9 protein-coding genes are annotated in these 7,167 nt (G+C 44.7%); 6 read left to right on the forward strand and 3 right to left on the reverse strand.

Annotation, left to right across the window (positions count from 1 at the left end):
* The first annotated feature begins 67 nt into the window (after nt 1-67).
* From hpsL to hpsO, 3 genes are all read left to right on the forward strand, one after another.
* Nucleotides 68-1,762 carry a hormogonium polysaccharide biosynthesis protein HpsL gene (gene hpsL, locus RIG27_RS16335; protein WP_446346834.1) on the forward strand — a complete coding sequence of 565 codons (1,695 nt, stop codon included), beginning with the start codon at nt 68-70 and terminating at the stop codon, nt 1,760-1,762.
* Nucleotides 1,763-1,865: 103 nt separating this feature from the next.
* The gene (gene hpsN / locus RIG27_RS16340; protein WP_446346836.1) at nt 1,866-2,858 is read left to right on the forward strand and encodes a hormogonium polysaccharide biosynthesis glycosyltransferase HpsN; all 993 of its coding nucleotides are present in this window, start codon (nt 1,866-1,868) and stop codon (nt 2,856-2,858) included.
* A 105-nt stretch (nt 2,859-2,963) separates the two neighbouring features.
* Nucleotides 2,964-4,133: a hormogonium polysaccharide biosynthesis glycosyltransferase HpsO gene (gene hpsO, locus RIG27_RS16345; RefSeq protein ID WP_446346844.1), complete on the forward strand. Its 1,170-nt coding sequence runs from the start codon at nt 2,964-2,966 to the stop codon at nt 4,131-4,133.
* Between the two features lie 97 nt (nt 4,134-4,230).
* Here the strand turns inward: hpsO and RIG27_RS16350 are convergent, their stop codons facing one another.
* Nucleotides 4,231-4,395, reverse strand: coding sequence for a hypothetical protein (locus RIG27_RS16350; RefSeq protein ID WP_446346838.1), 165 nt, complete (start codon nt 4,393-4,395; stop codon nt 4,231-4,233).
* 2 nt (nt 4,396-4,397) lie between these two features.
* Between RIG27_RS16350 and hpsP the strand changes: the two genes are divergently transcribed.
* The 3 genes from hpsP (at nt 4,398) to RIG27_RS16365 (ending at nt 6,239) form a co-directional block, all read left to right on the forward strand.
* Nucleotides 4,398-5,657: a hormogonium polysaccharide biosynthesis glycosyltransferase HpsP gene (hpsP, locus tag RIG27_RS16355; protein WP_446346846.1), complete on the forward strand. Its 1,260-nt coding sequence runs from the start codon at nt 4,398-4,400 to the stop codon at nt 5,655-5,657.
* Entirely contained in the window at nt 5,644-5,808 is a 165-nt protein-coding gene (locus tag RIG27_RS16360) for a hypothetical protein (protein WP_446344098.1), read from the forward strand. Before hpsP ends, RIG27_RS16360 begins: the two co-directional genes overlap by 14 nt.
* Before the next feature lie 209 nt (nt 5,809-6,017).
* On the forward strand, nt 6,018-6,239 hold the full coding sequence (locus tag RIG27_RS16365) for a hypothetical protein (protein ID WP_446344092.1): 222 nt from the start codon (nt 6,018-6,020) through the stop codon (nt 6,237-6,239).
* A 77-nt stretch (nt 6,240-6,316) separates the two neighbouring features.
* Here RIG27_RS16365 and RIG27_RS16370 read toward each other — a convergent pair whose 3' ends face one another.
* Together RIG27_RS16370 and RIG27_RS16375 are read right to left on the reverse strand one after the other, a co-directional pair.
* Nucleotides 6,317-6,844, reverse strand: a complete 528-nt coding sequence (locus RIG27_RS16370) for a DUF4351 domain-containing protein (RefSeq protein ID WP_446346840.1) — start codon at nt 6,842-6,844, stop codon at nt 6,317-6,319.
* Complete coding sequence (locus RIG27_RS16375; RefSeq protein WP_446346842.1) at nt 6,816-6,950, reverse strand: hypothetical protein; 135 nt, start codon at nt 6,948-6,950, stop codon at nt 6,816-6,818. Before RIG27_RS16375 ends, RIG27_RS16370 begins: the two co-directional genes overlap by 29 nt.
* Nucleotides 6,951-7,167 lie beyond the last annotated feature (217 nt).

A 7,167-nucleotide genomic window follows, 5' to 3' on the forward strand; every position in this document is an offset into this window, starting at 1 on the left:
GCTTCCCTACACCCTCGCTTGTGGATGTGCCACAATCGAAAGGAATGGGCAACGTGACAGCTTTGCCATGGTTAAATCGAAATCGAAATCAAAATCAAAAAAATCGAAAACCTCAAAAAAAGGGAAAAAGCAGTCAAAGCAGTCTGAAGCCCCTCTCCTGAGTTTGAAGGAGCAGTTAGCCCAAAAGCGTAAAGCACAAAAGCAGCGCCAAGAACTGATTCAATGGCTGTTCATGACGCTATTGCCGGGGATATTCCTAGGCGCGATCGCGAGTGTGGTTGCTGAACCCAAGATGGGTGTGATCGCCGGAGCTATCATACCTTGTTTTGCCCTGTCCTATAAATATCCCCGCAAGGCACTGTGGCTATTTCTCATTTACATGCCCTTTAGCGGCACTGTTGTGTATATGCTTGGAGGTAGCGCTCTACTCCAATTAGCCAAAGATGGATTATATATTCCTGCCCTCATTGGCTTATACCAACAGTGCCGACGCGAAAAGAAACCCTTCTTTGTTCCCCAAAGCATCATGCCAACACTGAGTATTTGCTTGGTGTTATCTCTGTTGACATTATTCTTTGTCAACGGTTTGCAGTTGACAGGCAAGGAGTCAGGACAACCCTTTCTTCAGGGAGTTTTGGGCTTGAAAATTTTCCTGGGATATGTTCCCTTGATTTTTTGCGCTCAACATTTGCTCAAAAGTAAAAAGGAGTTGCTATTTTGTAGCCGATTACATCTAGGTTTGGCAATTACTTGCTGCCTCCTAGGGCTGTGGCAGTACATGATGCTTAAGAGCGGCAGGTGTGCTGGTACGGATCATCTCTCAGGGGTTGAGTTATTTAAAGCCAGCTTAGAGGCTCGCTGTTATATTGGTGGGGCTTTACTGTACAGTCCATCACAGAATATGATTCGCTTGCCAGGAACCTTTGTGTCTCCTTGGCACTGGGGTTGGTTCTTGATAGGCAATAGTGCGTTGACATTCGCCGCCGCCTTTAGCGATTCGTCTTTCTTGTGGCGAATTGGAGGTTTGGTGGGAATGGCACTGGTTTTTGTCAATGCGGTCATTTGCGGTCAGCGAATTGCCCTAGCTTTGGTTCCGGCTATTACGATACTTTTGTTGATCCTGACAGGTCAAATCGCGAATTTAAAGCGGTTTATTCCAATTGGCGTGGGACTCGCCGTGATTCTGGGGATTGGATTAGCCACAAACCCAGAACTGGTTCAGGAACGGATTGACAGTTTTAAGGGGCGTGCCGAGGCTTCACCACCGCAAGCATTTATTCAAGAGCAATTTGAATGGGCGACTTATAACACTGAGGGATGGCTCGGTAATGGTTTAGGACGAGCTACAAATTCTACTCGTACCTTTGGGGATGTTTCACTGGTTGAAACCTATTATCCCAAACTTATCTTTGAAATCGGTAACATCGGCACCCTAGCGTTTTTGGCGTTTGTGACGCACTTGACATTTACTACATTTCAAGCTAAACAATCGGTTCGTGACAAAAATTTACGCAGTTTTGGCTCTAGTTATTGGGTCTTTGTTTTGATTATCAGTTATAACACCTATTGGTATCCTTTGGATACAGACCCCGTAGCTGTCTACTATTGGTTTTTTGCTGGGGTCATCCTAGCCTTACCCAAGATAGACCGACAGGAACTGCGAAAACAGAAACTTATCCAACAACAGGATGAATCGGATGTACAAAAGAACGGTAAAAAAAAGGTATCTAAACCACGCATTGCTACCCCAGCAGTCTCTTAGTGTATGAGGGGAAGCTGGGGGAGCAGGGGAAGCTGGGGGAGCAGGGGAAGAGGATTACCAATGAACAATCAACAATCAACAATTACCCTTTCAAAAAATAGCCGTGAATGAGCCGTTAATTTCAGTCATTATTCCCACTTATGAACGCGAGGAACCCTTGCGAGATACCTTAGAAGATGTACTCAAGCAAGACTATCCCGCTGTTGAAATTGTAGTTGTGGATCAAACTCAAAACCACAAACCTGAAATCGAAGCCTATTTACAACAACTGGCGAATGACCAGAAAATTAAATGGTTTCGGGTGAACTGGGCGAGTCTACCTGGGGCGCGAAATTATGCCGTGCGACGGGCGACGGGCGAAATTATTGTGTTTATCGATGATGATGTGAAAATGCCTGATGGGTACTTAAACGCCCACGCCCGGAACTATGAACGTCAGGAGGTTGGGGCGGTTGCGGGGCGAGTGTTTGACCGAATGAAGTTAGCCGATTCTAAGAAAAAACATCAAGGAGACTATGAAATCGAGGATTTACCTCCTCAAGCGATGGACCCCGGAATTGCCTGGTATCACATTGACTTAGTGCATACGATTAAACCGCAGTGGGTGATTTCCGCTAGAGGTTGTAATATGTCCTACCGCCGGGAGATTTTTACCAAGCATGGGATATGGTTTGACGAACGATTTCGCGGGAGTGCGGTACGGGAAGAGTCGGATTTTTGTCTGCGATTACGGCAAACGGGGTATCAGATTTGGTATGATCCCGATGCCTATTTGGTGCATTTAGGCGAAGAGACGGGCGGTTGTCATGATATTAGTACGCGATCGCTAAAATACCAAGTCACGTTTTACCACAATCATTTCCTGATGGCGCTGAAAAACCTCACCCCCAGTCAGCAGGTGCGCTTATTCGCCAAACTTTTTGATTGTCACGTTCTCGGAAATCCCCCCTGTAACAAGAGTGGTTCTCCAATCAAAATTGTTACTCGTGGAGGTTTCTACACTATCGGGTTTATAGACGCCCTGAAAACTCAAATCAAGTCCAGTTGGGATCAGGGACAAGTTTATACCCAGTTGGATGAAAAAGTTGATGGTTGAGGGTTGATTATATCCATTCTCTCTTGCCTTTTTCCTATTGTCTAAACATGAATACCGAATAACGAATGACAAATGACGAATGACAAATGACGAATGACAAAAAGCATGAAAATTCTAGTTGCCAGTCATACCTATATTGTTGATCTTAACTGCGAAAAGCTACGGGAACTCGCTAAATTAGAACCTGACATTGAAGTCACCGTAGTCGTACCCCGTCGCTGGCGTCCAGGGGGCGTACAAAATAAAATTATTGAAACTCAACCGCGTCAAGAGGGTTCATTTCGAGTTGTTCCTGTCTCTAACTTTAGCCAAAACAACCAAGGATTACTTACATTTGGCACAGATATCCTTTCCTTATTACGTAAATTTAGACCCCATATCATTCAAGTTGAACAAGGCGCAAAGGCATTAGGATATGCCCAATTCATTGCCTTGAATCAAGTTTTAGGGCTAAAGGCAAAAAATGTATTCTTTACTTGGTGGAATTTACCCTACCAAGTTAAATTTCCTTTATCGATATTGCACGACTATAATCTTCAGAATACTCACGGACTGGTTGCAGGAAATCAGGATGCGGTGGAGGTACTCCAGCAGCATGGTTATCACGGGGCTTATACTGTTATGCCTCAATTGGGTGTGGATGAAAGCCGATTTCGTCCACAATCTCAAGCCGCGTTACAAAGCAAGTTAGGACTTCAAGAGGATGAATTTGTCGTCGGATTTGTGGGGCGGTTTGTTGAGGAAAAAGGGTTATTAACTCTAGGGGAAGCATTGGCGGGGATCAAGGAACATCCCTGGAAATGGTTACTGCTAGGACGGGGTTCTCTGCAAACTGTGTTAATGGAAAAGGCGGTGGAATGGGGAATTAAAGACCGGATGATTTGGGTGGAGAGTGTGCCTCATGACGAAGTGCCAAATTATATTAATTTGATGACTGTTTTAGTTTTGCCCTCTGAGACGACGTATAAGTTTAAAACTCTAACGGCGGCGGGATGGAAGGAACAGTTTGGTCATGTTTTAATTGAGGCGATGGCATCAAAGGTGCCTGTGATTGGGTCGGATTCCGGAGAAATTCCAAATGTGATTGGGGATGCAGGTTTGGTGTTTCCGGAGGGGAATGTAGAAGCGTTACGGGATAAGTTGGTATCGCTGATGGAACAGCCGGAGTTGGCGAAGCATTTGGCTGAGTTGGGGTATGAACGAGCGATGAGGCAGTATACGAATAAGGCTTTGGCGCGGCAGTTGTTGGAGTTTTATCGGAGACTTATTGAGTGATGAGACGGGGTATCGGAATTATATTTTTTAAACGCAGAGGGGCGCAGAGGTTTACGCAGAGGGACGCAGAGGGGATTATAGGATTGGGACTTGATTTTTATAGGGTTGGGAAATAATTGGCGATGATATGATGTAGCTTTCTTATCGCTTTGCGAGTATAACAAATGACAAATGACAAATGACAAATGACAAATGACAAATGACAAATGACAAATGACAAATGACAAATGACAAATGACAAATGACAAATGACGAATGACAAAAATGCGAATTTTACAAATTGTTCCTTCTATTTCGCTGGTTTATGGGGGTCCGAGTCAAATGGTACTGGGACTTTCTAAGGCGCTAGCGAATCAGGGAGTAGATGTTACGATATTGACGACTGATAGTAATGGGGATTTTGGTCAACCGCCACTGGATGTTCCTTTGGATAAACCTGTTTTCCAAGAGGGTTATCAGGTAAGATATTTCCGGTGTTCTCCGTTCCGTCGTTATAAGTTTTCTCTCTTATTATTAAGCTGGTTGTGGCAACATGCAGGGGAGTTTGATCTGGCGCATATTCATGCCCTGTTTTCGCCTGTGAGTACGGCGGCGGCAACAGTCGCCCGAAAACGGAATTTACTGTATCTTTTGCGTCCATTGGGTACGCTTGATCCGGCGGATTTACAGAAGAAGCGACGCTTAAAACAAGTTTATGTGGGATTGTGGGAAGGCGCTAATTTAGCTGGGGCGGCGGGGATTCATTTTACCAGTGAACAAGAGGCAAAGATTTCTCAACGGTTTGGTACGAATGCGCCAGATATTGTGATTCCTTTGGGGGTTACGCCTCCGGAGGATGTAGAGACGCGCCATGGCGCGTCTCTACGTCAGGGCGGGTTGTCCACAAACGATATCATCAATGGTGAAACAAACGTCCCATTACCCGCCCCTACAGATGTTCCAGGAAACGTTTCTACCCAATCACCCATCCTATTATTTATGTCTCGAATTGATCCAAAGAAGGGATTGGATTTACTGATTCCTGCTTTAGAAACGCTTTTGGCTGAAGGATTAGCATTTCAGTTTATCTTAGCGGGCGCTAATCCTCAAGATCCAGAGTATGAACGTAAAATTCAACGACAGATTCAGGCGTCGCCGCTATTGTCTCAGACGACAATTACAGGGTTTGTTGAGGGGGAAGTAAAAGCGGCGTTGCTACAAGGGGCGGATTTATTTGTTTTACCCTCTTATTATGAAAACTTTGGTATTGCTGTCGCCGAAGCGATGGTGGCGGGAACTCCTGTGGTAATTTCAGATCAGGTGCATATTTGCCCAGAGGTGAAGGGGGCGGAGGCGGGATGGGTTTGTGGGTGTGATGTGGCGTCGTTGACTCAAACGTTACGGGAAGCGCTAAGGGATGCTGGGGAACAAAAGCGGCGTGGGGTCAATGCTAGAGACTATGCACTAACATATTATAGTTGGGATGCGATCGCGCAGACTATGATTGAGGCATATCAACAAATCCTTGATCATGGCAGACATTGATAACCTGCTTAACGAAATAGCCGCCCAAGAAACCCAACTTCAGGATACCGAGTTTCTTGCCCCCTGTGTTCAAGGGGGAAAGGTTCGCACATCAGTGGCTAATCTGATTTATACCTTTACCCCCCAACCGCCTGATTTTGAAAAACGGTAACAGAATATACCAAATAATCCCTGTCTTGACGTTTTACTTTGAATGTAAACAAGCTTCAAATCCTAACTGTTATCTGTTCTCCATCTCAACCGTCAACTTTAATACTGACCAACATTTCTTTACGAAGTTTTCAAGAAACTTCCCCTCAATCTTGACTACAATCTAGTTATCGTCTACCCCAATCTCTATTAAACACACAGAGACATAAGATGCTGACCAAAAAAGCTCACCAGAGAAAAATCAGTAACTCCTTTGACTTTAGTCAACTCTTTGCTCAAAGTATGAAAAAGGGTCAAATCAGTCACTCTGACTGGTATGAATTTCTGATCACACCGATGGATAATGCCTTTACCTCAGATCATGAGGAGGCGGTGACTCGATTAATCTATGGGGTGCGACATGGCTTTGTTAAAGTCATTGAGAACGGTTAGTTGTTTCCCACGAGTCATTTAATTGACTAATCCTGTCTACCTTTTTGTCCAAAGTCCAAGTTATCACTTATGTAATCTTACTGCACCTGCTCCAACCAACCCACTAAATCTGCCATGTCCGCAAAATCTAATAACGCTTCTGCCAACGCTTCCAACTGTACAATGGGTAATCTCCTAACCCGCTCAATCAATACTGGCTCAACCTCACCCAACCGCCGCTTAAGTTGACGGATAATCAGATTCACCTCTCCTGCTCGTGGCTGCTGCTGATCCAACCAAGCTGCTAAATCAGTAGTTGCCGAAAAATCTAATAGCGCTACTCCTAACGCCTCTAGCTGCTCAGGAGATAACTCTCGAACCCCTTCGAGCAGTGCTGGCTCAACCTTACCCAGTCGCCGCTCAATCAAACGCCTAATCAAGCTAAATATCCCTTGTTGCAGAATATCTTGGTAAATTACAGATCCACGCATCATATCCTCCCGCAAAAACCGACGAATTAAATCTTTCTCAAACCGCAACCCCGCCAGAATTTCTGTACAGCCAGAAATATTTTGTCGCTGCTGTCTATTAGGAATTCTAGCAACTTGCTCCGCCACCTGCGCCATCGGTTTTGAGTACCTCAACCTCCTGAGATTCAATGGCAAGTAACCAATCGGCAAATGCGACTGGATATTGTTCAGCTAGATATTTACATACATTGTCGTAACTCAATTTGTTGCTTCTATCCTCACTCCAGTACAATCCACACTTTAGCTACATCTTTCTATTTTTTAAGAAAACGCTGTCACGCCGTTAAATTGGGAATAGGTAGCGATTAAATTGGGAATAGGTAGCGATTAAATTGGGAATAGGTAGCGATTAAATTGGGAATAGGTAGCGATTAAATTGGGAATAGGTAGCGATTAAATTGGGAATAGGTAGCGATTAA

It is taken from the genome of Coleofasciculus sp. F4-SAH-05, assembly GCF_040222985.1.
Taxonomy (GTDB): domain Bacteria; phylum Cyanobacteriota; class Cyanobacteriia; order Cyanobacteriales; family Coleofasciculaceae; genus Coleofasciculus; species Coleofasciculus chthonoplastes.